At 43.0% G+C, this 25,237-nt stretch carries 21 protein-coding genes; 15 read left to right on the plus strand and 6 right to left on the minus strand.

Translation table 11 applies throughout. From position 1 onward, the window contains the following. The 3 genes from hemH (at window position 1) to ACYX4O_RS04285 (ending at window position 3,809) form a co-directional block, all read left to right on the plus strand. A complete protein-coding gene (hemH, locus tag ACYX4O_RS04275; RefSeq protein WP_476354870.1) occupies window positions 1-933 on the plus strand; it encodes a ferrochelatase in 933 nt (310 codons plus the stop codon). A 9-nt stretch (window positions 934-942) separates the two neighbouring features. After that, on the plus strand, window positions 943-2,352 hold the full coding sequence (gene hemY, locus ACYX4O_RS04280) for a protoporphyrinogen oxidase (RefSeq protein ID WP_476354872.1): 1,410 nt from the start codon (window positions 943-945) through the stop codon (window positions 2,350-2,352). Window positions 2,353-2,792: 440 nt separating this feature from the next. Beyond that, complete coding sequence (locus ACYX4O_RS04285) at window positions 2,793-3,809, plus strand: LacI family DNA-binding transcriptional regulator (RefSeq protein ID WP_476354874.1); 1,017 nt, start codon at window positions 2,793-2,795, stop codon at window positions 3,807-3,809. A gap of 220 nt (window positions 3,810-4,029) precedes the next feature. Here the strand turns inward: ACYX4O_RS04285 and yhfH are convergent, their stop codons facing one another. Then, window positions 4,030-4,158: a protein YhfH gene (gene yhfH, locus ACYX4O_RS04290; protein ID WP_084599712.1), complete on the minus strand. Its 129-nt coding sequence runs from the start codon at window positions 4,156-4,158 to the stop codon at window positions 4,030-4,032. Window positions 4,159-4,278: 120 nt separating this feature from the next. On the opposite strand from yhfH, the gene ACYX4O_RS04295 reads away from it, so the two are divergent. From ACYX4O_RS04295 to ACYX4O_RS04305, 3 genes are all read left to right on the plus strand, one after another. Further along, entirely contained in the window at window positions 4,279-5,010 is a 732-nt protein-coding gene (locus ACYX4O_RS04295; protein WP_476354876.1) for an MBL fold metallo-hydrolase, read from the plus strand. Between the two features lie 80 nt (window positions 5,011-5,090). Beyond that, window positions 5,091-6,095 carry a lipoate--protein ligase gene (locus ACYX4O_RS04300; protein WP_345241409.1) on the plus strand — a complete coding sequence of 335 codons (1,005 nt, stop codon included), beginning with the start codon at window positions 5,091-5,093 and terminating at the stop codon, window positions 6,093-6,095. Window positions 6,096-6,309: 214 nt separating this feature from the next. Then, entirely contained in the window at window positions 6,310-7,845 is a 1,536-nt protein-coding gene (locus ACYX4O_RS04305; protein WP_476354878.1) for a fatty acid--CoA ligase family protein, read from the plus strand. A gap of 594 nt (window positions 7,846-8,439) precedes the next feature. On the opposite strand, the gene ACYX4O_RS04310 is transcribed toward ACYX4O_RS04305, so the two are convergent. Then, window positions 8,440-9,027, minus strand: coding sequence for an SCO family protein (locus ACYX4O_RS04310; protein WP_476354880.1), 588 nt, complete (start codon window positions 9,025-9,027; stop codon window positions 8,440-8,442). 160 nt (window positions 9,028-9,187) lie between these two features. Here ACYX4O_RS04310 and ACYX4O_RS04315 point away from each other — a divergent pair, with 160 nt between their 5' ends. Then, complete coding sequence (locus ACYX4O_RS04315; protein WP_476354882.1) at window positions 9,188-10,387, plus strand: M48 family metallopeptidase; 1,200 nt, start codon at window positions 9,188-9,190, stop codon at window positions 10,385-10,387. A gap of 726 nt (window positions 10,388-11,113) precedes the next feature. Continuing rightward, window positions 11,114-11,428 (plus strand): hypothetical protein, encoded by a 315-nt coding sequence (locus ACYX4O_RS04320; protein ID WP_476354884.1) that lies wholly within the window; start codon window positions 11,114-11,116, stop codon window positions 11,426-11,428. Window positions 11,429-11,767: 339 nt separating this feature from the next. Here the strand turns inward: ACYX4O_RS04320 and ACYX4O_RS04325 are convergent, their stop codons facing one another. Continuing rightward, window positions 11,768-12,223: a DUF3939 domain-containing protein gene (locus ACYX4O_RS04325; protein ID WP_476354885.1), complete on the minus strand. Its 456-nt coding sequence runs from the start codon at window positions 12,221-12,223 to the stop codon at window positions 11,768-11,770. Window positions 12,224-12,294: 71 nt separating this feature from the next. On the opposite strand from ACYX4O_RS04325, the gene ACYX4O_RS04330 reads away from it, so the two are divergent. Beyond that, window positions 12,295-12,438: a hypothetical protein gene (locus ACYX4O_RS04330; protein ID WP_476354887.1), complete on the plus strand. Its 144-nt coding sequence runs from the start codon at window positions 12,295-12,297 to the stop codon at window positions 12,436-12,438. A gap of 139 nt (window positions 12,439-12,577) precedes the next feature. Continuing rightward, a complete protein-coding gene (locus ACYX4O_RS04335) occupies window positions 12,578-13,108 on the plus strand; it encodes a competence protein ComK (protein ID WP_476354889.1) in 531 nt (176 codons plus the stop codon). 62 nt (window positions 13,109-13,170) lie between these two features. Here the strand turns inward: ACYX4O_RS04335 and ACYX4O_RS04340 are convergent, their stop codons facing one another. After that, window positions 13,171-13,575 carry a YhjD family protein gene (locus ACYX4O_RS04340; RefSeq protein WP_476354891.1) on the minus strand — a complete coding sequence of 135 codons (405 nt, stop codon included), beginning with the start codon at window positions 13,573-13,575 and terminating at the stop codon, window positions 13,171-13,173. A 246-nt stretch (window positions 13,576-13,821) separates the two neighbouring features. Here ACYX4O_RS04340 and ACYX4O_RS04345 point away from each other — a divergent pair, with 246 nt between their 5' ends. After that, on the plus strand, window positions 13,822-14,469 hold the full coding sequence (locus ACYX4O_RS04345) for a TVP38/TMEM64 family protein (protein WP_476354893.1): 648 nt from the start codon (window positions 13,822-13,824) through the stop codon (window positions 14,467-14,469). Between the two features lie 52 nt (window positions 14,470-14,521). Beyond that, window positions 14,522-15,067, plus strand: a complete 546-nt coding sequence (gene lepB, locus ACYX4O_RS04350; RefSeq protein WP_476354895.1) for a signal peptidase I — start codon at window positions 14,522-14,524, stop codon at window positions 15,065-15,067. Between the two features lie 471 nt (window positions 15,068-15,538). On the opposite strand, the gene ACYX4O_RS04355 is transcribed toward lepB, so the two are convergent. After that, window positions 15,539-16,684: an MFS transporter gene (locus ACYX4O_RS04355; protein WP_476354897.1), complete on the minus strand. Its 1,146-nt coding sequence runs from the start codon at window positions 16,682-16,684 to the stop codon at window positions 15,539-15,541. 76 nt (window positions 16,685-16,760) lie between these two features. On the opposite strand from ACYX4O_RS04355, the gene addB reads away from it, so the two are divergent. The 3 genes from addB to ACYX4O_RS04370 are packed head-to-tail and all read left to right on the plus strand — an operon-like array spanning window position 16,761 to window position 24,275. Further along, window positions 16,761-20,258 (plus strand): helicase-exonuclease AddAB subunit AddB, encoded by a 3,498-nt coding sequence (addB, locus tag ACYX4O_RS04360; protein ID WP_476354899.1) that lies wholly within the window; start codon window positions 16,761-16,763, stop codon window positions 20,256-20,258. Continuing rightward, window positions 20,258-23,983, plus strand: a complete 3,726-nt coding sequence (addA, locus tag ACYX4O_RS04365; protein WP_476354901.1) for a helicase-exonuclease AddAB subunit AddA — start codon at window positions 20,258-20,260, stop codon at window positions 23,981-23,983. The genes addB and addA overlap by 1 nt, the downstream gene beginning before the upstream one ends. A gap of 4 nt (window positions 23,984-23,987) precedes the next feature. Further along, window positions 23,988-24,275, plus strand: coding sequence for an HNH endonuclease (locus ACYX4O_RS04370; protein WP_476354903.1), 288 nt, complete (start codon window positions 23,988-23,990; stop codon window positions 24,273-24,275). Between the two features lie 701 nt (window positions 24,276-24,976). On the opposite strand, the gene ACYX4O_RS04375 is transcribed toward ACYX4O_RS04370, so the two are convergent. After that, window positions 24,977-25,192, minus strand: coding sequence for a spore germination protein (locus ACYX4O_RS04375; RefSeq protein ID WP_036785040.1), 216 nt, complete (start codon window positions 25,190-25,192; stop codon window positions 24,977-24,979). Window positions 25,193-25,237 lie beyond the last annotated feature (45 nt).

Below are 25,237 nucleotides of genomic sequence, written 5' to 3' on the forward strand. Positions count from 1 at the left end.
ATGGCAAAGAAAACAATGGGACTTCTTGTGATGGCATATGGTACACCCTATAAAGAAGACGATTTAGAACGTTATTACACGCATATTCGTCGTGGACGAACTCCTTCTCAGGACATGATTGACGAATTGCGCGAGCGCTATGAAGCCATTGGAGGGATCTCTCCACTTGCCCGGATTACGCAAGAACAAGCAGACGCCTTAACAGCAAAGCTAAACGAAATTCAAGATGACGTTGAATTCAAACTGTACTTAGGGCTTAAGCATATTGATCCATTTATTGAAGACGCTGTGGAGCAAATGGCGAACGACGGAATTGAAGAAGCTGTTTCAATTGTACTTGCTCCTCACTATTCTACGTTTAGCGTGAAATCATATAATGGGCGTGCTCAGGAAGAAGCCGAAAAGCATGGCGTAACAACCATCACCTCTGTTGAGAGCTGGTACGACGAGGAAGGTTTTATCCAATACTGGACAGAATCACTGCGTAAAGTATACGAAGAAATGACGGCAGAAGAGCGTGAGAAAGCGGTTCTGATCGTTTCTGCGCACAGCCTGCCTGAGAAGATTATTCAAAACGGTGATCCATATCCGGACCAACTTAAGAAAACAGCTGATCTAATCGCAGGCCAACTACAAATTCAAGACTATGAAATTGGCTGGCAAAGTGAAGGGAACACACCTGACCCTTGGATTGGACCGGATGTACAAGACTTAACAAGAGACTTATATCACGAAAAAGGCTATCGCACATTTGTCTATGCTCCCGTTGGGTTTGTCTCTGATCACTTAGAGGTACTATATGACAACGATTATGAGTGTAAAGTGGTATGTGATGAGCTAGGAGCATCTTATTACCGTCCAGAAATGCCGAATACTCATCCATTATTTATTAGCACATTAGCGGAAGTCGTTTTAAAACAAGCTAAAAAGTAGGGGATAGCGATGTCTGAACAGAAAAAAGTTGTTGTAATAGGCGGAGGGATCACTGGATTATCAACAGCCTATTATTTGCAAAAAGAAGCAAAAGAGCATAACCTGCCGTTAAACGTGCAGGTACTTGAAGGAAGTAACCGTTTAGGTGGGATGATTGAAACAGAGAAAAGGCAAGGGTTCACGATTGAAAGAGGTCCTGATTCACTCTTGGCACGTAAGCCAAGCGTCTTTAGGTTAATTGATGAAGTTGGATTAACGAGTGATCTTGTGACGGTTTCAACAGGGAAATCATACGTGTTGGCAAAAGAAAAACTTCATGAGATCCCAAGTGGGTCTTATATGGGAATTCCTGTTCAAGTCCGTCCATTTGTCTTCTCTAGTCTTTTCTCTCCAAAAGGGAAGCTGCGCGCGGCGGGGGATTTCATCAAGCCAAAAAGTAAGCCTCAAACGGATCAATCATTAGGGCACTTTTTCCGGAACCGCCTTGGAGACGAAGTGGTTGAAAGTCTAATAGAGCCACTGTTATCAGGGATCTATTCAGGAGACATTGACAATTTAAGCTTAATGGCTACGTTTCCGAACTTCTATCAATTAGAGCAAAAGTATGGTGGAATTGTAAGAGGTCTTCAAAAAACCGTGCCAAAACCTTCTGATAAGAAAACTGGCAAGAAAAAAAGCCCATTCCGTACACTTCAAAATGGATTAGGTTCTCTTGTTGGTGCTGTGTCCGATTCACTAGAGGAAGGATCTGTTCAATTAGAGACAAGCGTCACTCAAATTGAGAAAAAGGCAGAAGGGTATGAGCTAAAGCTCCGTAACGGAGAAGTCATGCACGCCGATAGTGTAGTCATTACTACTCCACACTATGCTGCTCAGTCGATGTTAAGCCAGTACTCCTTTATGGATTCCTTTAAGGATATGCCTGCTACTTCTGTCGCGAACGTAGCAATGGCCTTTGATCAATCCGCTATTCAACAAGACATTAATGGTTCAGGCTTCCTCGTTTCAAGAAATAGTGATTATCGAATTACAGCTTGTACGTGGACCCATAAGAAATGGCCACATACAACACCAGATGGAAAAGCACTCCTGCGCGCTTACGTAGGGAAACCTAGTGACCAAGGAGCGGTGGATCTATCAGATGAAGAGATTGCTGACATCGTTTTACAAGACTTAAATAAAACGATGAACATTACACAAAAGCCAGAGTTTACCGTGGTGACACGCTGGAGAGACTCCCGAGCGCAATATACAGTGGGTCATAAAGATCGCCTGAAACAAATCCAAGCCGACATGGCCGATGAACTACCCGGTGTTTACCTAGCAGGAGCCTCATACGAAGGCCTAGGCATACCGGACTGTATCGACCAAGGTGAAAAAGCTGTAGAAAACGTATTGGACTATTTAAAAGCTAAATAACTTTCATAACAGGGCAACTCATTATAATGAGCTGCCCTGTTTTTAATATGTATAACATTGGAGGATGGGATGGGGCCGTTACCAGATTGCGGAAGGTTCGAAGCTGAAAGAATGTTTCCGTTTGCTTTGATTGAGTATAAGGCGGGCCTGGAAACCACTCGCTTTCCTGTGGGGAGCTGGTGAGCCTCCTCAGACACCCAACCACTCAACAAACGTAACGGCCCTGTCTATACTGAGATGTCTCAGGTTTATGTCTTCGCTTATATCAACTACTAATAGGGACAGAGCTTATAAAATAGAAACCTCATATAAGATTCAAACGGTTGCACTTTATTCCGATGTTGCAAGAACTTCCAAAGACTAGTAGAATCATTAATATGAAAACGATTTCATTTAAATGGAATCGATAGCTCGGATATTATCATCAGGGGGTGTTTACAGTGGCAACTATTGAGGATGTTGCAAAGTTTGCAGGGTTGTCTAGAACAACCGTTTCTCGAGTAATTAATGATCAACCGTATGTATCAGAGGATAAGCGTGTACGAGTAGAGGATGCGATGAAGGCTTTAGGGTATGTACCGAATTCCTCTGCAAGGCGCCTACGTAGTCAAAAGACTGAAACAATCGCCGTGTTACTTCCGAGGATTACGAATCCTTTCTTTAATCATTTAATCGAATCTATGGAAATGAAAGCCTCAGAATGGGGATACCAAGTCATTATTTGTCAGACTCATAACTTACCAGATAAAGAAAAAGATTATTTAGAACTCCTTCGTAAAAAACAGGTGGATGGAATTATTATGACCTCTCTTGAAAACGATTGGGAAGTTGTGGAGGAGTACTTACAGTCTGGGCCTATTGTGTTGTGTAACGAGAATGTAAGTACAGCCCCTGTCCCGGTTGTCCATATTGATCAAGAAAAAGCGGCATACGAGGCAACGATTCATCTTATTGAGAATGGTGCATCAGAGATTGCCTTCTTACAAGGAGGGCAAGATAGTTATGTATTTCGGGATCGTGAAAAGGGTTTTTTGAAAGCGCTTAACGAAAGCGGGTTATCGCCAATTGAGACTGAGTCGTTCAGCTCCGCTGTTGATGTAAAAAGTGGACGAGAGTTGTTTCATCAAATCCAAGCGTATTACCCATCAATTAACGGCGTATTTGCAGGCTCTGACGAGATGGCTGCTGGGTTTATTTATGAAGCTGTTAAGGCGGGGGTTAAGGTACCAGAAGATATCCTTGTCATTGGATTTGATAATCAAGCCATATCTATGTTGATGAACCCTTCGATTACAACGATCGAACAGCCCTTTCAGAAAATGGCCGGGCGTTGTGTAGAGCTTTTAGTACAACAGGTGGAACAAGGGTATAATTTAAAGCATGAAGAGTATGTCTTTCCTCACCGTCTTCAAGCGAGAGTATCGACAAGCCGTCAATCCAATTTAGTACCTCTATAGGGAGGTCGTTCTGTTTTGTTTTAATACATGAGATAATGAAAAAGCATTCCAATATAATTGGGGTGCTTTTTTTATGGAGAAACAGCCCAAATCTGTATTAGTACTGTTTCACATGAAGACAAGAAAAAAGAACAGCGGTTGCTGTTCTCTAGAGTAGAGTTTGTTATTGTTTGTTTAGGTTGTTAATCGTGAGGTACATTAAGTGTAGAAACTGTTGGGGTTAGCGAGCTGGGTCGTCGCATTCTTCACAAACATCGCCATAGCAGTCAGCTTGCTCTTGGATTGCGTTGCCACATGCTGTGCATTTCTTTTCAGGAAGTGTCTTAAAAAACTCGATTGGGCTCATCATCGGAAAATCCCTCCAGTTAGTTTGTGTACCTTTATTGTATTATAACAGAATGGATAATACAACACTTTGTTTTATAACAACTTGTACTTTTTTTACTATCCAATAGGAGGATTAATAAACATGAAAATAACAGTAAATGGATTTTGGGGTGGATACCCTGCTGTAAACAGTGCAACTTCAAGTTATCTCGTAACTTCTGGAGATTTTACACTACTCGTTGATTGTGGGAGTGGGGCGTTAGCGCGCTTGCAATCTAAAGTAAATGTTATGGATATCGATGCTGTTATCTTATCTCATTACCATTTTGACCACGTAGCTGATATCGGTGTGATGCAGTATGCGTGGAAAGTACAGAATATCTTAAGGGAAACTGAAGAAGTGTTACCAATCTATGGACATAAAGAAGATAAGGCAGGATTTGAAGCACTTACACATGAACGTACGGAAGGGATTGGATATGATCCTGACCAAACACTCGAGATAGGGCCCTTCTCGATTCAATTTATGAAGACCGCACACCCTGTGCCGTGTTATGCAATGCGTATATCGGATGGATCGTCTTCGTTTGTTTATACAGCAGATTCAAGCTACTTAGATGAATTTATCTCATTCAGTAAAGGAACGGACCTACTTATTACGGATTGTAACTTTTATAAAGGGATGGATGGAACAAATCCAGGCCATATGACGAGTGAAGAAGTAGGGAAGATTGCTCATGAAGCAGGGGTAGGCAAGCTTTGGCTCAGTCACCTTCCGCACTTTGGTAACGTTCAAGATTTAAAAGATCAGGCTGCTGAACAATACAAAGGAGAGGTTGAGCTAGCACAAGAAGGGTTAACCTTCGAGTCCTAGGCTTAGCTAATAGAATTGAATAGAGGAGAGGAATCTATTACAATAAAGTCGATAGAGACCGATAGGAGGAACAGACTATGATGCTTTTTGTAGACCATGAGGGAATTAACGATCCGCGCATTAACTTAGCGATCGAAGAATATGTACTTAAGAATTTGGAGATTGATGATGAAACAAGCTATCTGCTGTTCTATATCAATGAGCCTTCCATTATCATTGGTAAGAATCAGAATACTATTGAAGAGATTAATACCGATTATGTAGAGAACAATGGTATTCATGTTGTTCGACGCCTTTCTGGTGGTGGTGCGGTGTATCATGACCTTGGAAACCTGAACTTTAGCTTTCTAACGAAAGATGATGGGAACAGCTTTAACGACTTTGCTAAATTTACAAAGCCTGTAACAGATGCGTTACAGAAACTTGGTGTTAAAGCAGAACTATCAGGGCGTAACGATATCCAGCTAGAAGATGGCCGTAAAATTTCAGGGAATGCTCAGTTCTCTACCAAAGGCCGCATGTTTAGCCACGGGACATTAATGTTTGACTCGGAGATCGAAAACGTCGTTTCGGCTTTACGCGTGAAGTCGGAAAAAATCCGTTCTAAAGGAATCAAGTCAATCCGAAGCCGTGTAGCTAACATTTCGGAATACGTAACTGAAGATTTATCAATGGAAGACTTCAAAGCGATGATTCTTCGTTATATCTTTGATGTAGAGAATGTTGAAGATGTCCCTCAATACAAATTAACAGAACAAGATTGGAAGAACATTTACGCTCTTTCAGAAGAACGTTACCAGCAGTGGGATTGGAACTATGGAAAATCCCCAGCATCTAATATCCAGCATTCACATCGGTTCGACGGAGGTACAGTTGATGTACGTCTAGATGTGAAAAAAGGCATGATTGAAAATGCGAAAATTTATGGTGACTTCTTCGGTGTAGGAGATGTAAGTGAAATTGAGAATCGATTAATTGGCACCCGCTATGAGCGTAGTGCAATTGATGAAGCGATTCAGGACTTAGATATCTCACATTATCTTGGTCGTATTTCAAAAGAAGATTTCCTGTCACTCATCTACTAAACATGAAAACCGCTTGAGAACAACGCTCAGGCGGTTTTATTTATACGTGGTGTTATCAAACGGGCTTCATAAGGAAGATTTTGAGTCATGAGAGATCACCTAATTCTTCCAACATAGACTTGCTCAATAATTGTCAGTATTTTATAATAAGTATGACTGTTTTTTTACTTAAAATGAATGATCGTTCATTCATGACGAAGGGGAGTGGGCTTTTTTGAACATAAGTGATCAACTGTCGATAACAGCAAAGGGGAATCCATCAAAGACGGCTTATATTTTTCAGGGTGAGAAAACAAGCTACATGGAGTTAGAAGGTGCAGTTACGAAGTTTGCGTCCAGTTTGAAAGAGTTAGGGTATAAAAAAGGGGATCACATTGCACTTGTATCGGGGAATAGCCCATACTATGTTATTGGCTTGTACGGGGCATTGCGTTTGGGACTTACAGTCATCCCGATTAACCCGATTTATACAGTAGAAGAAACGCGCTATATACTCAAAAATGGTGACGTAAAAGGCGTTATTACAATGGATTTGTTTATGGATAAGTTCGTGGCTTTGGCTTCAGACTTTCCAGAGATTCACCACTATATTGTGGGAGACACAGGAGCAGATGTCTCAAATGCTCAAGAAATGTTAAACGATAAAATGAAATCGTTTACAAACTTAATCCGAACAGCTGAGCTTTCACTGGAGAAACCGGCAATTGACGATGAAGACATTGCGATCATCCTTTATACGTCTGGTACAACAGGAAAGCCAAAAGGAGCAATGCTTACACATAAGAATGTGTTTTCTAACGCAAAAGACGTGGCCGATTACTTGAAGTATAGTCCTGAAGATAAAGTCATTGCGACTCTTCCTATGTTTCATGTTTTTTGTTTCACGGTAGCTTTAAATGCTCCTCTAATGAATGGAGGCACCGTCTTAATCCTTCCAAAGTTCTCTCCTCTGGATGTGTTTAAGGTGACGAAGGAAGAAAGGGCTACCGTATTCGTGGGAGTGCCTACGATGTACAACTATTTGCTTCAGGGAGGAGCGGCACACAAGACAGATTTCGAGAGTATACGTCTGTGTATTTCAGGAGGAGCCTCCATGCCAGTAGCATTGCTAAAGCAATTTGAGCAGGCCTTCCAGGTCATTGTTTCAGAAGGGTATGGCTTATCTGAGGCATCTCCAGTTACATGTTTTAACCCTCTTGACCGTCCTAGAAAAGCCGGTTCCATTGGTCAAAACATATGGAATGTAGAAAATAAGGTAGTAGATGAACTCGGGGATGAGGTTCCAGTCGGAGAAGTAGGGGAACTTGTTGTTCGTGGACCGAACGTTATGAAAGGTTACTACAAGCTCCCAGAAGAAACAGCTGTAACATTACGTGACGGGTGGCTGTATACAGGAGATATGGCCAAAGTTGATGAAGAGGGGTACTTCTACATCGTTGATCGAAAGAAAGATATGATACTCGTTGGAGGCTACAATGTCTACCCACGTGAAGTAGAAGAAGTTCTATATCAGCACCCGAACATAACAGAAGTTGCCGTAGTAGGCGCACCAGACCCAAATCTCGGAGAAGCGGTACAAGCCTTTGTAGTTGTAAATGAAACGATTACAGAGGAACAGTTACTCGACTACTGTAGAGAGCACTTAGCCAAGTATAAACTGCCAACAGTGATTGAATTCTTAGATGAACTACCAAAGAACACCACTGGTAAAATCCTAAGAAAGAACCTACGCGACCGGGTTACGCAATAATGCGGTATCGAAAGAAGCAAATATGTCCTAAACGAGTATGAAATCCATTTTGGGTTTTATACTCGTTTTTTTGTAGTGAACGTTACTATTTACATTCAATCTAAACTGGTATCATTTGAGACTATTGACTCTACATTTGTTCATTCGGGGGCCGGGCTTGAGCCGTTTTTCTTTAATCTTGAGCCTTTCACTCTCATCTTGAGCCTATATCGTATGAACTTGAGCTGTTATTTTAACCACTTGAGCCGATTTTTCAAAAACTTGCGCCAGTATGATTAGTCTTAAGCCGTCAAACTGTATCTTGAGCCGTTCCAGCTCGGTTTTACCCGCGCAGTGTCTGTTATTAGCCAGTGCATTCACAAACCCATAACAGAACGGGGAATAAATCTCATGAACCGAGTAATCTTTGCTATACCAAACGTAATTTGTAAAATTTCGTTCAAAATCGTGCTTGCCCGCGGAAAGCGAGTCGTTCCCCAGACACCCCAATCACTCAATAAGCATAACGGTCCCATCCACATTAGATGTCTAAGCTCCTACCCTTCAGAACCTCAAAAGGGTCATTTTCCAACAAGGAAAATGACCCTTTCGAAGTTAGTTCACTAGGTCCATCACGGTATTGTACACTTGGTCTTTATTAAAGGCTTCTCCCATTGGGAATTTGCCAACGAGGTAATTGTCCTTGTCGAGGAGGTAGGCATAAGATGTGTGGACAAGGTATTCCGTACCGTTATCTTTGAATAAAAACCGGAAAGGTTCTGCTAATTTTTTGGTGTCTTCTATTGAGCCTCTTAAAAAGATCCAGGACGGATCTTCTTCTGCGCCAAAGCTTTTCATATACTGTTGTAGGCGTTCATTTGTATCATTTTCTGGATCGATGGTAACGGTGACAAATTCAACTTGGTCTCCGTAAATCCCGTCGTCTTTAAATTGTTCTTTTAAGTGCATCATGCGTTGTGTGGTTAGTGGACACACGTCTGGACATTTAGTGTACATAAATTCAACTATGCGAACTTTTTCATCCAGAGAACCTAAGTTGTATTCTTCACCTTGGGCGGTGCTCATGCGAACATCTGTGGGTAATTGTATCCCAGCATCGCGCCAGAATTGTAAATATGATATTCCAAGACCAACTCCAATTACTAATAAAGAAATAAAGACAATGTACCATTTCTTATTCATATCCATTCCCCCTGTAACCGTTCTGCTTACTTTTATATTACAAGAGTAAATACGGTGGTAATAGGGCTTTAGGTGAACAACTGGTTACAATATTATGGCAACAATTTGAATTTTTTGGGGTGATATCTGTACAATAGAGTTAAGAATGGGAGAGGATGTTTTGAGGAAGTTACTTGGAGTTTATGCTATCTTTTTAGTTGTGTTATGGATCTATTTTGGCTGGGTTTATGAACTTGATACGTATGCTGATTCACGATACGGAGCTTATCGTCATGCCTATTCTTTTACCCAATTAACGTTCCCGTGGATTGTATTATTGTCATTCATTATAATGGGGTGGCACAAAGGGATATTGAATCGTATAGAAAAGCGGTTTAAGAAAAAGTGGGTTCAGTCTTTTATCTTTGGAGTTGTATTTATGACAGCTCTTCAACTCATCTCATTGCCACTAGATGGGCTCGGCTATTTAATGGCTAAAGCCTATTCCATTAGTCATCAGCCCATAGGGGATTGGCTTGTGGAATGGGGTATTCAAGGTGGACTTTTTATTGCGGTAATGGCGTTATTGATTGCGGTCTTTCGCAGTACGGTCCGCAAATTTTCGCAAAAATGGTGGCTTGTATTGTGGCTGACTTCTCTCCCGGTCGTTTTTTTCATCATTTATGTGCAGCCGATTTGGATTGATCCGTTATTTGAAGATTTCACATCGCTTGAATCAGGGGGCTTAAAAGATTCCATTGTTGAACTGGCTGGTGGAGCCGGTATTGAAGAGAATCACATCTATCAAGTGAATATGAGTGAAAAGACAAGTACCTTTAACGCCTATGTGACCGGAATTGGCGGGCAGGAGAGGATAGTCTTATGGGATACAATGCTGAATGGGATGAGTGAAAGTGAAGTATTGTTTATACTGGCTCATGAAATTGCGCACTATGTGAAACATCATGTTTATATAGGGGTAGCTGGTTATTTATTATTAAGTTTTGTGCTTTTGTGGAGCCTAGCGTGCATTTATTCGTTTATCTATCGAAATGGGAAAGATCGTTTAGGTTTACGTGAACGTTCTGATCTCCGAAGTGTACCGGTCTTATTACTGGTTATTACGCTATTGATGTTTGCTACCCAACCCCTTAGCTTGTATGTTTCGAGGGTGATGGAACACACAGCAGATACTTATGCTATTGAGCATACGGACGATTTGCAACCAGCGCTTGAAAGTTACCAGGCTTTAGCAAGAGAATCAAAAAGTGACCTCTCCCCACATAATTGGATTGTTTGGCTGCGGTATACTCATCCACCGCTTGGACAAAGAATTGAGCGTATTCAAAGTGAAATGGAACAAGGGGGACAAAATAATTGACATTTAAAAATCGTTATACTAATATAATTTGTAAATATTATCACGAAATGATAAACATTTACAGTGTAGAGGCATTCTCTTTTAACCGCCCTAGGTATAGTTGTTGGAATATTATGTTAAAACCGCAAACGGTTGCGTGATACCGCAAATGTTTTTCGGTTACTTTTGACTAAGATTATATTAGAATAGACTCAAGACAAATTAAACGACACCGCACTTTTGTAAGACATTCGCTGTCTGCAAAGCTCGGGGGTTCGTTTATGGAGTCTTGTTGCATGTTTGTTGTTGAGCTTACATGCACTGTGAACGAGGTTTGTCGTCATGGACTAATCGTTCACAAGTAATTCCCTCACTCAAAAGTTAACCAGTCGTCTCTTTTTGGCCAATGCCTCGATCGCATTGGCCCTTTTTTTATGCTTTTTTATGCTTTTTTAAGCTATGCATGCTGGAAGTGGGGCCGTTTCTGTTTATTGGGTGCTTGGGGTGTCTGGGGAACGACTCGCTTTCCGCGGGCGAGCTGTCGAGCCTCCTCGTTCGCTAGCGCTCTCTGCGGGGTCTCGTCGACCTCTTTCTCCCGCAGGAGTCTCCTCGTTCCCCAGACACCCCTGGCTTTATTTGGTTGAACGGCCCCCGATGGCAAGAGTAGAAGCTGGAGCTCAATCAAAACATGAAATAGGAAGTGAGTACATTGTTTCAAGACTTAATCCAAAAGGAGGGTAACTTTTTATGGGGGTTTCTGTTGATGCATTGTTTTATATTTACTTAGGATTGATAGGTGTCATTAGTTTTTTGGGTGGTCTTTTTGTGGTGAAGAAGTGGCGGAGTGATGCGAGTGGGTTTTGGGTAATGGTGGGCACGAGTGTTTTATTTCTGGTGTTTCTTTTTAGGTGGTTCCAAGCGGCTGCGTCAGAGGTGTATATGGGAACTGTTCCCTGGATTTTCAATCAAGGGATTGCGATTACCTTGTACGGTGTATGGATGATTATTGCGTGGATTGCGTTTAAGAGGTTTGGTAAGAAGAGCTTCTTGAACGTAAAATAGCTCCAATTCGTAACGTCGTAGGTTAGTCGGGTACTTGTTTAAGAATAAACAACCCAGACCAGAGCTATAATACGAATGGAGCTAGATGTTATATAGGTTATCCCTTAATGCATGAGTTTATACATAAAAAGTTTTTAGGATATGTTGTGTCGGGCCGTTCATCTATTTTTGGTCAGGGGTGGATGGGGACTGCGAGACTCCCGCGGAAACAAGAGCCTAGGGAAGACCCCTCAGAGAGCGCAGCGAGCGAGGAGGCTTCCCAGCTCTCCGCAGGAAAGCGAGTTGTCCCCAGCCAGCCCAAGCACTTGTGTCGTAACGGACCCTCTCATGACAGAAATTCTATTTCTCCGGGCGCTTGTACGTAATCATGTGCTCGTCATCGGTAATGTAAAAATCTCGGTCTGGTCTTTCATGTATGAGACCGGCTTTTTCGAGTTTAAAGTAATTTACCTTAAAGTACGGGTCGTTATCAATGATGGGCAGTTCTTTGTTCTGAGTAATGTAATGATCGACAGCACGTTGGATATAATCTAGATCGAGCGCGAGTTGTCGGTCTTTCTCTTCAAATAATTCGTACGTTTCTTTAGACATGTAGAACGTTTCTTTGGGGATTCCTTTTAGGTAAGGCGCTAAGAGGTTGTAATCGAGTGTTAGGTCTTCGTTGATAATTGTGCGTAACTCCACACCGTCTGGTAAATGATCAGTGAATTCATGAATCGCTTTTCGAACTTGTGAGAGCGATAAATCTTTTACTTCAAGCTGTTCTTGTTTCTTCTTTTTCTTATTCCACCACATTTTGTGTCACTCCAATTTGGTTAATTGTATTTGGAACGCGCAACCTAAGAGGGAGAAAGGAGGTGCGCAGTATGGGAGAAAGCCCTCTAACGGAACTTGAGATTAACACGGCATTGAATCCGGATTTTGGTATGAACGATGATGGGTACTTATTCCACGTAAAAGATGTAGAAGAGTGGGATGTGCCCGCTGATTCTCATCAAATTGGGGTCTAGTTCTCAGTATAACAGAAATTTTTACCACTTAGGGTCTTACAGAAATTCAATTTCTGTCTGATTTTCATATATCCACTTCTTTAATGGTTAATTTTGGTATAATAAAGAAGCATCTTATTTTAAAAGAGAGGATGAATGTATGGATATGTGGAAAGACAGGTTTGAAGTTTCTCCGTTCACGCAAGCGATTATTGCTGATGAACGGGCAGATGGAAAGATTATCTCACTTGTTATGGAAGAGGAGGAATCTTTTTATGTTAATCAATCTCCAAAGCGCATAATTGATTATGCATGTAAGTACTTTGGATCGAGCTTGAAAGGCCGACAAGCTGGAACAAGAGATGTTACTGGTATTACGCACAAAGCCCCGATTGCCATTGATCCAATGAGTGGCATGTATTTCTTCCCAACGATTTCCCCTCAGAATGTGTATTGTGCCTGGGTCGCCCATTCCCATGTTGATCTAATCGAATCAACAGGGCATCAGCAAACACGCTTAGTCTTCAAAAACCAACGATCTGTTATATTGGATGTTTCAAAGGGAACCATTTGGAACCAAATTCAGCGCACAGCGCAGTTCCGCTATAAATTGAATGAGCGGCTTCAGTACGTGACAAAGCCTAGTTTCGATCATGTAGCTGAATCAGTTACGTTTCATCCAAAATCATAAAAAACGAGAAGGAGACGCCTTTTTGGCCGTCTCCTTTTTTGAGAAGAAATGAGGGGGGGAGGTTATGGTGAGTCTTCCATACCGCTTGAGGCTAATTTCCCTTGGGAAGGTTGAAGCACTTTGCGCATGAGTTCATACATAATGGTTTCTACATGCTTACGAATGGCAGGATTAAAGTAATTTCTTTTTTCTTCATGACCTCCTGATACAAAAAGATAGGAGGAGAAGGATTCGTTTTTTGATAAAAGCATAACGTCCAGTTGGCGTGATTTCATAAGTCCTCTTAAATATCTTCGTTCTGACTTTGCCTTATGGGCCATCTTTCTTAATAATTCCATATAAGGTTCTTTAATTTTGAAAGAACCTTGCTCAATCGTGTGGATGTCTTTTTCAATAACGAGAATGGCCATGGATAAGAATAGAAACCTTGAGGCAAGTTCTCGATCTTCTTCACTTAAGTACCGCATGTTCGTTCCCTCCTGTAATGAGAACATATGTTCTATTATAACGTAATTTTATGTAGAAACAAATAGTTGTATGATGGAAATGGTCTCCATGTTACAAAAAAACATACTAAAAGAACGTGGGAATGGGTTTCTTTTCACAACGATGTGGCTACCATTTATAATAGAAAGATAAGCAGTATGAATGAAGTGGTGTGGAGACGGAAGAGTCGTTGTTTTGAGTTTATATCTCTGTTAGGAGTTAGATGGATGAATATTCAAGACTTAGATTATGAAGCGCTAAAAGAAATGATTAAAAACGATACGTTTGATGATTTTATTATGCAGTTGCTGCAAGAATATGAAGCGTTAGGTCCATTGCCAGGAATATTGCTTCCTTTGTTAGAGGCGATTTTGCCTTTTTTACCTTTATTTATATTTGTGGTAGGGAACTCGATCGCATACGGGTTATTAAAGGGGTTTTTATTTTCCTGGCTTGGTGCAGTTCTTGGGGCGGTGTTTGTCTTTTGGGTAATCCGAAGACTTGGAGAGAAGAAATTCTTTCAATTTATAAGGCGGAATAAGCAGGTGCAGCGGGTAACCTCATGGCTCGAGCGTCACGGATTTGGACCGTTATTCTTGTTAATGTGCTTCCCATTTTCTCCATCAGCGATTATTAATGTGGTCGGGGCGTTGTCGAAAGTAAGCTTTCAGCAGTTTGTGCTAGCTGTCGTCATGGGAAAAGCGGTGATGATTTTTACGATCTCTTACGTAGGTCACAGTATTACGGAGTTTGCTCAGAAACCTTTGAAAACTGTAATTGTAGGGGTCTGTATTGCAGTCTTTTGGGGAATCGGAAAGGTGATTGAACGTAAATTACAACAACGTTCATATGAAAACGTGAGCGCAAACGATTAGGCAAAAACGAATATGGGTAGAATGATAGTAGTACACTTCTGGAGGAGAAATCATGAATATGAAAAGTGCCTGGAGATGGCTTCGGACCATTGTATTTGCTATTGTTCTCGCTCTTATGTTTCGTTCGTTTTTGTTTGCAAGCTATGTGGTTGAAGGGGAATCCATGCAACCGACGCTTTTTGATGGGAATCTATTAATGGTTAATAAAGTGGTTTATGACTTACAAAATGTCAATCATACGGACGTCATTGTATTTCATGCTAATGAAAAAGAAGATTACGTAAAACGTGTAATTGGCTTACCTGGTGACACCATTCGGTATGAAGACGATACATTATATTTAAATGGGCAAAAAGTGGACGAGCCCTATTTAGATCCTTACCGGGTTAACGATGGAAAGCCGTTAACTGAATCCTTCACCCTCGAAGAGATTGAAGGTGGCGCTAAAGAAGTGCCAGAAGGCCATATTTTCGTAATGGGAGATAACCGAAGAGAAAGTTTAGACAGTCGCTATTTCGGCTTTGTGCCTATCGATACGATTGTAGGTAAAGTGGATGTACGCTACTGGCCTATTAATAAGCTAGCTCTTAAATTTTAGAGGGCAGATGAGTCATACACATAATATAGAACGTAGAAGAGCACTCCCATTAGCCCCTGGCTAGAGTGCTCTTTTTGTTGGTTCTTTTCATGTATTTGTAAGGGGGGCACTCTAAGATGAGAGAATGTTTCCGTTAGCGTTAATAGAGCGTGAGGTGGTTCGGGAAATCACTCGCTTTCCGCGGCGAGCTGGGAAGCCTCCTCAATCGCTACGCGCTTTCCGGGGTCTCCCCGAGGCTCCTAATGCCGCAGGAGTCTCGCAATTTCCCGAACCACCTCTGCCATATATGGTGTAACGGAAACATGCCGTCTGGGGGCGTTAGGAACACTGAAGCCAGGGTGTCTGGGGGATGGCGAGACTCCTGCGGGAGAAAGAGGTCGACGAGACCCCACAGAGAACGTTAGCGAACGAGGAGGCTCGACAGCTCGCCCGCGGAAAGCGAGTCATCCCCCAGACACCCTAACCTCTCAATTAAATAACGGCCCCGTCCGCACTTAGTCGAAGGCTGATATAGGCCAATCCGATAAACAACACTGCACAACTGATGAGCACGGCTTGGAAAGGGACAATGGCTGCTCCTAGGCTTCCGATGCTAGCGCCTGTTAATAGTGTGAAAGAGTAGATCGACACTGCACTAGCGCGTGCTTGTTGGCTGCATTGTCCAACAAGCAAGATAACCATGGGGATGGTTAGGGAAGTGGATGCAATCATGAAGATAGAAGCGGCTAGAAGTGTCCATGTATTGAGGATCACTAATGGAAGAGAAAAGCCGACTGTGATAGCAAGAAGGCTCATGCCTAATACGAGCGGTGCTCCGAATCGTTGTTGCAAGGGGCCGGCGAAGAAGGCAGGGAGAATACCGATTAATCCAATTACCCGGAAACCTTGCAGGGAAAAGGGAATATTAATTTCTCCTCGGGCAATTAACCATTCAAAACTTCCGTAAAACAACATGACGGTAAAAAGAAGGAAAAAGGTAATTCCATATAGTTTTTGCAAGGGTCTGAACTGAAAAAATGATAAAATAGGAGATAATGAAAATAACGTTTGAAAGGTTTTTGGTTTTGAGGAAACAAGAAACTGTTTCAATAGCAAAAAGCAGATGCTATAAAGCAAGCAAAAGCCAAAAAAGACCATGCGATACGTTCCGTAACTAGCTAGTTCTACTGCAATCATTTGCCCGAAAATCCCGGCGAATAAGAAGCCCGTATTAATCATCGCGATGACGAAGGCTTGCTCTTTGCCTTTAAAGTGTTCAAATGTATAGGCGAATGCAGTCGGTGCGAAACTTGCAGCAAGGACCCCTTGAGTAGCTCGTAGTATGATAAAAAGCCAAAAGGTCGGCATAAGTCCAACGAGTAAGGTGACGAGAGTAAGAGCCGCCATACCGCAAAGAAGGACCTTTTTGTGAGGAAGTTTATCGGCTAGCATCCCGAAGAAGAACAGTCCAACCGCATAAGGGAAAATAAACATGGAACTGGCTAGAGAGACTACGGAGTCGGAAACACCGTATAACTGTGCGATTTCAGAATGGAGAGGAAGCATGGTGTAGAGGTTGCTTGCAATAAAGATACCGGTAAAAATCAACGCGCCTGCCATTAGCTTTGAGTTTAGCAAGGGATCACTCCTCTATACAATCGTAGTCGTACTGTATGCAAATCTTTCAAAAACGTTCATGGAATGGAGGTAACGAATGAGTATACGATTTTTATTAGGAAGAGCTGGTGCTGGAAAGAGTACTCAGTGTCTTGAAGAAATAAGGGAAAGTTTGAAGGAATCTCCTCAAGGGGCTCCCATTCTCTATATGGTTCCTGATCAGATGACGTTCCAGCAAGAATATGCTCTTTTAAAGCAGGAAGGAATTGAAGGGAGTATTCGCGCTCAAGTATTTAGTTTTTCTCGTCTTGCCTGGCGTGTGCTTCAGGAAACAGGCGGCGGAACGAAGAAGATGATTAGCTCTACGGGTGTCCAGATGATGCTTCGTAAAATCACTGAAGAACGTAAATCAGATTGGAATGTGTTCCAAAAGGCGATTGAAAAGCAAGGGTTTATTGAACAATTAGAAACGATGATTACAGAATTTAAACGGTATCGGATTACGCCTGATTCGTTAAATGAATACATCGGCTCGATGGGAGACTATAAACACCCATACCCTGGAGAAGAAGCCCTGCAGCATAAATTAGAAGACTTATCGTACATATATGAACAGCTAATGATCGCCCTTCGTGAGCAATATATTGATAGTGAGGATCAACTGCAGCTTCTTGCTGAGAAGATTGAGGAAGCTGATTCATTAAATGGGGCTGAAATCTATTTAGATGGCTTCCATAGATTTACGCCTCAAGAACTTGTGGTCTTACAAGCTCTTATGAAGAAAGCGAAACGTGTAACGATTGCTCTTACGCTAGATCAGCCCCGCTACGGAGAGATTGATGAACTTGATCTCTTCCATCAGACCGCTCACACATTCCAAGATTTAGAGCGAACGGCACAGGAAGTAAATGTTCCGGTTGAAGAGGTGAAATATGTATATGGCGGCGAAGGGCGCTTTGAACGTCGTCCGGCCTTTGAACACCTTGAGCATTACTTTACAACAAGACCAGCCCCAGGATATCAGGAGAAGGCTCCGGTTACAGTAGCCCAAGCAGTTCATCCCCGTGCTGAAGTGGAAGGGGTCGCGCAGGAGATTATAGAACTTGTGCGTGATAAAGGGTATCGTTATCAAGATATGGCCGTTTTAATACGTGAGCCTGACGTCTATCATGATTTGATTCAAACCGTGTTTGAGGATTACCGAATTCCGGTTTTTATTGATGAGAAGCGGACGATGTTGAACCATCCGCTCGTTGAATTTGTGAGGTCTGCTCTTGATGTTATTGAAGGAAACTGGCGGTATGAGGCCATCTTCCGTTTGTTAAAAACAGATTTCTTCCCTTTAGGCGACCGAGAACATCCGCTTACTCAGGATGCAATTGATGAACTTGAAAATTATTGCCTCGAGTATGGTGTCCGTACGAAAAAACGCTGGATTAGTGAAGAGCCATGGAGGTTTCAGCGATTCAGAGGCTTTGACCATTTATCTCAAACCGATGAAGAGAAGAAGAAAGAAGAGCGCATTAATCGCCTTCGCGATCAGGTCGTTAAGATTCTTCTGCCTTTCGATGAGCAAATCCGTGAAGCGTCTACCGTTAAAGAACGTTCACAAGTTCTGTTTCAGTGGCTAGAAGAACTGCGGGTACCAAGTACGTTAAATCATTGGCGCGATTGGTATGACGAACGTGGTCAAATTGAGAAGTCTCGCGAACAAGAACAAGTGTGGGATGCGGTCATTGGACTTTTCGATGAGATGGTTGAAATGATTGGAAACGATAAAATCTCATTACAGCTTTACAGAACGACGATGGAGACAGGTCTTGAATCGTTAGACTTCTCCCATGTCCCACCTAGTATGGATCATGTCATTGTCGGAAGCGTAGATCGCTCACGTATTACAGGAATTAAGAGCGCGTTTCTCCTTGGGGTTAATGAAGGCTTATGGCCAATGAAGCCTCAAGCCGAAGGAATGATCTCAGAACAAGAACGGGAATTGCTGTCTGAACATGGCGTCCGGCTTGCCGACAGTAGCAAACGTCAATTGCTCGATGACCATTTTTATGTGTATCTTGCCTTTACAGCAGCTTCTGACTACTTATGGGTTAGTTATCCCCTTAGTAACGAAGAGGGAAAGGCGAAGGTCCCGTCTTCCATGGTTAAACGAATGAAAGAGTTATTCCCATATTGTGAGGAGAAATCGCTCCTTGAAGAGGGCGATGATCATGAGGAAACAGAGCGATTCATTACGACTCCTCAGAAGACACGCTCTGTGTTAACAGCACAGCTTTCGCGTTACCTAAGAGGGTATCCGATGAAGGATGTTTGGTGGGATGTACTTGATTGGTTTATCGCTCATGACACGAATTCGATCGATACAAAACGTGTTCTATTGAGTTTATTCTATAAAAATAAACCGTCAAACCTAGGACGTCATACGACCGATCACTTGTATCCAAAACAAGTGAAGGCAAGTGTCTCTCGTTTAGAGACGTACTATCGCTGTTCGTATCAGCACTTTGCGAAATACGGGCTAGGGTTACAAGAGCGGTCTGTTTATAAGCTTGATGCACCAGATATTGGACAGTTGTTCCACGAAGCTTTAAAACAAATTACCGAGTGGATTCAGGTCGAAGGACGTGAATGGAATAGCATCACGGAGAATGACACGAACCAGTATGCTAAACGAGCTGTTCATGAACTCTCGCCTATTCTGCAGCACCAGATTCTTTATAGCTCCAACCGTTACCAATACATTCAGCAAAAGCTTCAAGACGTAGTAGCTCGAGCAGCATACATGCTGAGTGAACAGGCAAAACAAAGTCAGTTTGCCCCAGTAGGGTTAGAAGTCGGTTTTGGACCTGATGATAAGATCCCGCCGATGACGCTAGATCTTGCGAATGGGTTCGAGTTAATGCTAAGAGGACGAATTGACCGAGTAGACCGTGCACAAGGAGACGAAGGACTTTTACTTCGAATAATTGATTATAAATCCAGTGCAAAGGGGCTTGATCTTGTTGAAGTATACTACGGATTGGCGCTGCAGATGCTTGCCTATTTAGACGTGGTGCTGTCTCATTCAGATACGTGGCTTGGTACACAGGCAACGCCAGCTGGGGTGTTGTATTTCCATGTGCATAATCCAATGATTTCAGGGTCTCAGCTTTTAAAAGATACGGAAATTCAAGACGAGCTCTTTAAGAAATTTAAAATGCAAGGACTCCTTGTAGAAGATGAACAAATTGTGAAGATGATGGATACGAATTTAGATACAGGGATGAGTAAGATTGTACCGGCTGGTTTGAAGAAGGCTGGAGGCTTCCGGAAGGGTTCGCAGACGGCTGAGGAAGCAGCCTTTAAGCACTTGCAAAGTTATGTAAGGGATATGATGAAATCAGCAGGTGAATCGATTACAAACGGGAAAGTCGATTTAAATCCATTTCAGAAGAATCAGCAGGTCGCTTGTACATTTTGTGAGTTCCGTTCAGTATGTCAATTTGACCCAACCCTTGAAGAGAACCAGTATCGAACGATAAAACCGATGAAGGATGAAGATATATTGCAACAAATTGTGAAGCAAGAGGGGGATGATGAGTAATGCCATCCTGGACACCAGAACAAGAACAAGCCATATACACAAGTGGGAAGGACGTCCTCGTATCAGCCGCGGCCGGATCAGGGAAAACCGCCGTTCTCGTTGAACGTATTATTCAAAAACTCTTGAATCAGGACAATCCAACAGACATTGATACCTTGCTTGTTGTGACATTTACAAATGCCGCTGCACAAGAAATGCGCAACCGTGTAGGAGAAGCCTTGGAGAAAGCATTAGAAGAAAACCCAGGTTCCATGCATTTGAAGAAACAACTTTCTCTCTTACAACGCGCCTCCATCTCGACACTTCACTCATTTTGTCTTGATGTTGTGCGTCGTTATGCTTACCAGCTTGATCTCGACCCTCAGTTCCGGATTGCTGATGAAGTAGAGGGTGACCTTATTCGTCAGGAAATTTTAGAAGATCTGTTTGAAGAATGGTATGGAAAGGATGGGGAAGAGCGGGATGCTTTCTTTGAAGTGGTCAACCGCTTCTCAGGTGACAGAAGTGATCAGGAAGTTGAGTCACTCATGCTTTCCGTTTATACCTTCGCGATGCAAAATCCGTGGCCAGAGACGTGGATGGAGAAAGTTTCTGCAATGTATCACGTTTCAGAAGATACACCTGAAGAGGATATCGAGTGGCTCAATATTTTAAAACGGGAAGTAAAGAGTCAGCTTACAGCCATGTTTGCTGATTCAGAACAAGCCTTGAACCTGACTCGCGAGCCTGATGGTCCTTACCATTATGCTGAAGCTATTGATGACGACCGAGAGAAAATGCAAAATGCTCTAGGGCTTGTGGACATTTCTTGGCACGAACTTCAGCAGTTTATGGAGACTAGTGGTGGCTTTAAAGCCCTATCTCGAAAAAAGGTGGAGTGTTCGGATGAGTTAAAGGATCAGGTGAAGGCTCTTCGTGACCGTTATAAGAAACGCTTTGCTTCTCTTAAAGAGGATTGGTTTGCCCGTTCACTTTCGGCACACCTTGGCGATATGCAGACACTTGCGCCTGTTGTCGACCAGCTAATGGTGCTCGTCAAAGAATTCCATGAACGTTTCCAGAAGAAAAAGAAAGAGCAAGCACTTGTTGATTTCGCCGACCTTGAGCACTATTGCTTACAAGTGTTGATGGATGAGGCGTCAACGCCAGGGGATATCAAACCTTCAGAAGTAGCGAAAGGCTATCAAGCTCAGTTTACCGAACTGTTGGTAGACGAATATCAGGATACCAACCTTGTTCAAGAAACCATTTTACGAATGGTGACAGATGGGGAGCATGCAGGGAATCTCTTCATGGTAGGAGACGTAAAACAAAGTATTTATCGCTTCCGTCACGCTGAACCGACGCTTTTCTTACAAAAATATAAAGAATTTGCCGGAGAGGACCATCCCTCAGAGCGTATTGACTTAGCGCGTAACTTCCGAAGTCGAAAAGAAGTTCTCCACGGGACGAACTATATCTTCCGCCAGCTTCTTGATGAAGAAGTGGGAGAGATGACGTATGACAAAGATGCCGAGCTGATTTACAGCAATACGATCTACGACGAACTGACTTCAACGGATGCAGATGCAGAATTAATCATTATTGACCGCCAGGCACCTGAAGATCCATCTGAACTAGAAGCAGCACAAGAAGGCTTTCAGGATCTTGAAAAAGCTCAAATCGAAGCCCGTGCCTATGCCCAAAAGATTAAACAATGGCTTGGCCACGGGGATGAAGATGCGCTTCAGGTTGTGGATAAAGAAACAGGCATGAAGCGAAGTATCCAGTTCCGGGATATTGTAATCCTTATGCGTTCTATGACGTGGGCTCCAACCATTGTGGAAGAACTAAAGCAACAAGGGATCCCCGTTTATGCTGAATTGTCTTCGGGGTATTTTGAAGCGATTGAAATTAAAATCATGATCAGCCTCTTGAAAGTAATCGATAACCCAAGACAAGACATCCCACTAGCTTCTGTTCTCCGCTCTCCGATTGTTGGCTTAAATGAGGATGAGCTTACAAACGTTCGTTTAGCGAAACGAAAAGCATCTTATTATGAAGCTCTAAAAGCTTACAAGCGTGTGGGAGATGACGCTACCTTAATTGAAAAAGTTGAGCACTTCCTGATGAGACTTGAAATATGGCGGGTACGAGCTAGACAAGGGTCCTTATCAGAGCTGATTTGGCAAGTATACAGGGAAACCGGTTATTATGACTTTGTTGGGGGGATTCCGGGCGGGCGTCAACGTCAGGCTAACCTTCGTGCTCTTTATGACCGTTCGCGCAGTTATGAAGCTACATCGTTCAGAGGTTTGTTCCGCTTCCTTCGTTTTATTGAACGAATTGAAGAGCGAGGAGAAGATCTCGGTGCAGCGAAAGCTCTTGGGGAGCAAGAGGACGTCGTCCGTATTATGACCATACACAAGAGTAAAGGTCTTGAGTTCCCAGCTGTTCTGCTTGGAGGTATGGATAAACAGTTCAATCAGCAGGACTTAATGTCGAAGTACTTGTTGCATAAGGATCATGGATTCGGAAGTAAGTTTATCGATCCAGAGAAGCGGATTATGTACCCAACGCTTGCCTACCACGCTTTGAAAAAAGAGAAGCAGCGTGAGCTCCTTGCTGAGGAGATGCGCGTGTTGTATGTAGCGTTAACACGTGCGAAAGAAAAGCTCGTGATGATTGGGAACGTAGCTTCACTTGAGAAGAAGCTTGATAAATGGCGTGAATGGGTTGAACACCCACACTGGGTACTCCCTGCTCATTACAGGTTAGAATCGAAGTCTTATCTAGATTGGGTTGCTCCGGCCCTTATTCGCCACGAGCAGAATGAAGAATTACGAGGTACTGGTTCCATTATGCGCGTACCTGAATCCATTGTGAATGATGAATCCGCATGGCGCGTTCGTCTTCTTCACAGCAGTGCGTATGCGAATCCAAATCGTGTGGAAGAAAAGCAAAGTGAGGCCTTAGAAGAGGCGATTCGAGAGTGGAAGCAAGTAGGTGGAACAAGAGGCGAAGAGGAAGAAGTAAACAGGCGTCTGTCCTTTATGTATCCTCACCAAAATGCCATTCACCATCGTGCCAAGCAGTCGGTTACCGAACTGAAGCGACAGAGGGAAGTGCCTGACGAATATAGTGCCGATTCTTTAATTCGTGAATTCAAGGCACCGATCGTTCAGCGACCTCGCTTTATGCAAGAAAACCGCTCCTTAACAGCAGCAGAAGCAGGTAGTGCCATGCACACGGTCATGCAGCATCTACCGTTTAAGAAGAAATTAACTGCTGAGGAAATTGAAGAGTATGTAGAACGTTTTGTTGAGAAGGAGCATCTCACAAGAGAGGAAGCGGATGCGATTAACGTAGAGGCCATTGAAGCGTTCTATGAAAGTGAAATGGGCGAAATGATTATGAATTCTACAGAAGTCCATCGCGAGGTTCCGTTTACTCTAACATTGCCAGCTCATGAAGTGTATGCTGACTGGAAAGAAGAAACCGACGAGAAAGTATTTGTCCAAGGTGTCATCGACTGTATCATCCCTGGAGAGAGTGGCTGGATCATTCTTGACTATAAAACTGATAAAATTCAAGAAGGACAAAATGAAGAGTCGTTAAAAGAGCGCTACAGAACCCAGCTCTCTCTTTACGCAGAAGCATTAAGTCGCATTTGGCAACGCCCCATCACAGCCCAATATCTTTATTTCTTTGATGCATCGTTGTTAACACGAGTAGACGAGAGGTGATGAAATGGCTCAGCAGGAATCATGTGAGTTATGTGGTCGGGGTCCTATTGAAACAACCGAGCACCACTTAGTCCCGAGGCAATACGGAGGCGCAGAAGGCCCAACAGCTGACTTGTGCAAAGCCTGTCATAAGCAAATTCATGCGCTATTCACAAATGCAGAATTAGCCGGGTTTTACAACACAATTGAGCGCCTACGTGACCATCCTGATATGGAGAAATATATTAAATGGGTAAAGAAACAAGATCCACATAAGAAGATTACGATAAAAAAAGCCAACCGCAAAAAGTAACCAGTAAAACGGCCAAGGAGGAATCTCCTTGGCCGTTTTTTGCTCATATTTGTGGCTGGGGCCGTTATGTTATTGAGAGCAAGGGGTGTCTGGGGAACGACTCGCTTTCCACGGGCGAGCTGTCGAGCCCCCTCACTCACTCCGTTCGCTCCGGGGTCTCGTCGACCTCTTTCTCCCGTAGGAGTCTCCCCGTTCCCCAGACACCCCTTATCAAAAGTTGGAGAAACGACCCCGCAGCTGGAGCTTGAGGTGGGAGGATTAATCCCCTTGGCGTGTTACCTTTTCAAAATTAGAGTGAAAAGAAACGTGCGATTTGTGGAAGAAGAGAGTTCTCCTGCTAAGATTCGCGGTACGTTTATCTTATTTATTACAGGGATTGATGGATACTTTCCCTTGCGATAAGGGGGAGGAACGGACGCCCACAAACGGCCTTAAGTTTTTAGCCCCCATATATGGTGCGTTTCCGTTTCTCCAAATATGGAAAAGGAGGGCCTGGAAACTGCGAGACTCCCGTGGGCAGAAGAGCCTAGGTGAGACCCCGGAGGCCGGCAGAGCCGGCTGAGGAGGCTCACCAGCTCCCCACAGGAAAGCGAGTGGTTTCCAGGCCCTCCTTCCTCTCAACCAAGGTTAACGGAAACGTTCTCCCAGTTTCATTAACAAATAAAGACGAAATTACATGATGTAATTTCGTCTTTACCCATCTAGGTGGCAACTGTTGGCTGGTCAACGCCATCTGGGTCAAATGGGTTCGTTGAGCTAATGCCGTTGTTTGTATTGATAAAGTCACCCGTGTTGGCGCTTCCTGACCCAGTATTTGATTTAGAGGAGCTTTTTGGAGAAATGTAGAATGAGTCCCCAAAGTTAATAACGCCTCCGCCTACGCTGTTAATTTTAATAGGTCCGACAATGGATGGCATGATGATCACCTTCCTTATAAGAGGTCTCTTTTCATAGGGTATGCA

It is taken from the genome of Pontibacillus sp. ABV4_188, assembly GCF_056311905.1.

Bases quoted from the DNA above. Each gene is read 5' to 3' on its own strand.
- hemH (WP_476354870.1), top strand. From the start codon at position 1: ATGGCAAAGAAAACAATGGGACTTCTTGTGATGGCATATGGTACACCC.
- hemY (WP_476354872.1), top strand. From the start codon at position 943: ATGTCTGAACAGAAAAAAGTTGTTGTAATAGGCGGAGGGATCACTGGA.
- yhfH (WP_084599712.1), bottom strand. From the start codon at position 4,158: ATGATGAGCCCAATCGAGTTTTTTAAGACACTTCCTGAAAAGAAATGC.
- ACYX4O_RS04295 (WP_476354876.1), top strand. From the start codon at position 4,279: ATGAAAATAACAGTAAATGGATTTTGGGGTGGATACCCTGCTGTAAAC.
- ACYX4O_RS04300 (WP_345241409.1), top strand. From the start codon at position 5,091: ATGCTTTTTGTAGACCATGAGGGAATTAACGATCCGCGCATTAACTTA.
- ACYX4O_RS04310 (WP_476354880.1), bottom strand. From the start codon at position 9,027: ATGAATAAGAAATGGTACATTGTCTTTATTTCTTTATTAGTAATTGGA.
- ACYX4O_RS04320 (WP_476354884.1), top strand. From the start codon at position 11,114: ATGGGGGTTTCTGTTGATGCATTGTTTTATATTTACTTAGGATTGATA.
- ACYX4O_RS04325 (WP_476354885.1), bottom strand. From the start codon at position 12,223: ATGTGGTGGAATAAGAAAAAGAAGAAACAAGAACAGCTTGAAGTAAAA.
- ACYX4O_RS04330 (WP_476354887.1), top strand. From the start codon at position 12,295: ATGGGAGAAAGCCCTCTAACGGAACTTGAGATTAACACGGCATTGAAT.
- ACYX4O_RS04335 (WP_476354889.1), top strand. From the start codon at position 12,578: ATGGATATGTGGAAAGACAGGTTTGAAGTTTCTCCGTTCACGCAAGCG.
- ACYX4O_RS04340 (WP_476354891.1), bottom strand. From the start codon at position 13,575: ATGCGGTACTTAAGTGAAGAAGATCGAGAACTTGCCTCAAGGTTTCTA.
- ACYX4O_RS04345 (WP_476354893.1), top strand. From the start codon at position 13,822: ATGAATATTCAAGACTTAGATTATGAAGCGCTAAAAGAAATGATTAAA.
- lepB (WP_476354895.1), top strand. From the start codon at position 14,522: ATGAATATGAAAAGTGCCTGGAGATGGCTTCGGACCATTGTATTTGCT.
- addB (WP_476354899.1), top strand. From the start codon at position 16,761: ATGAGTATACGATTTTTATTAGGAAGAGCTGGTGCTGGAAAGAGTACT.
- addA (WP_476354901.1), top strand. From the start codon at position 20,258: ATGCCATCCTGGACACCAGAACAAGAACAAGCCATATACACAAGTGGG.
- ACYX4O_RS04370 (WP_476354903.1), top strand. From the start codon at position 23,988: ATGGCTCAGCAGGAATCATGTGAGTTATGTGGTCGGGGTCCTATTGAA.
- ACYX4O_RS04375 (WP_036785040.1), bottom strand. From the start codon at position 25,192: ATGCCATCCATTGTCGGACCTATTAAAATTAACAGCGTAGGCGGAGGC.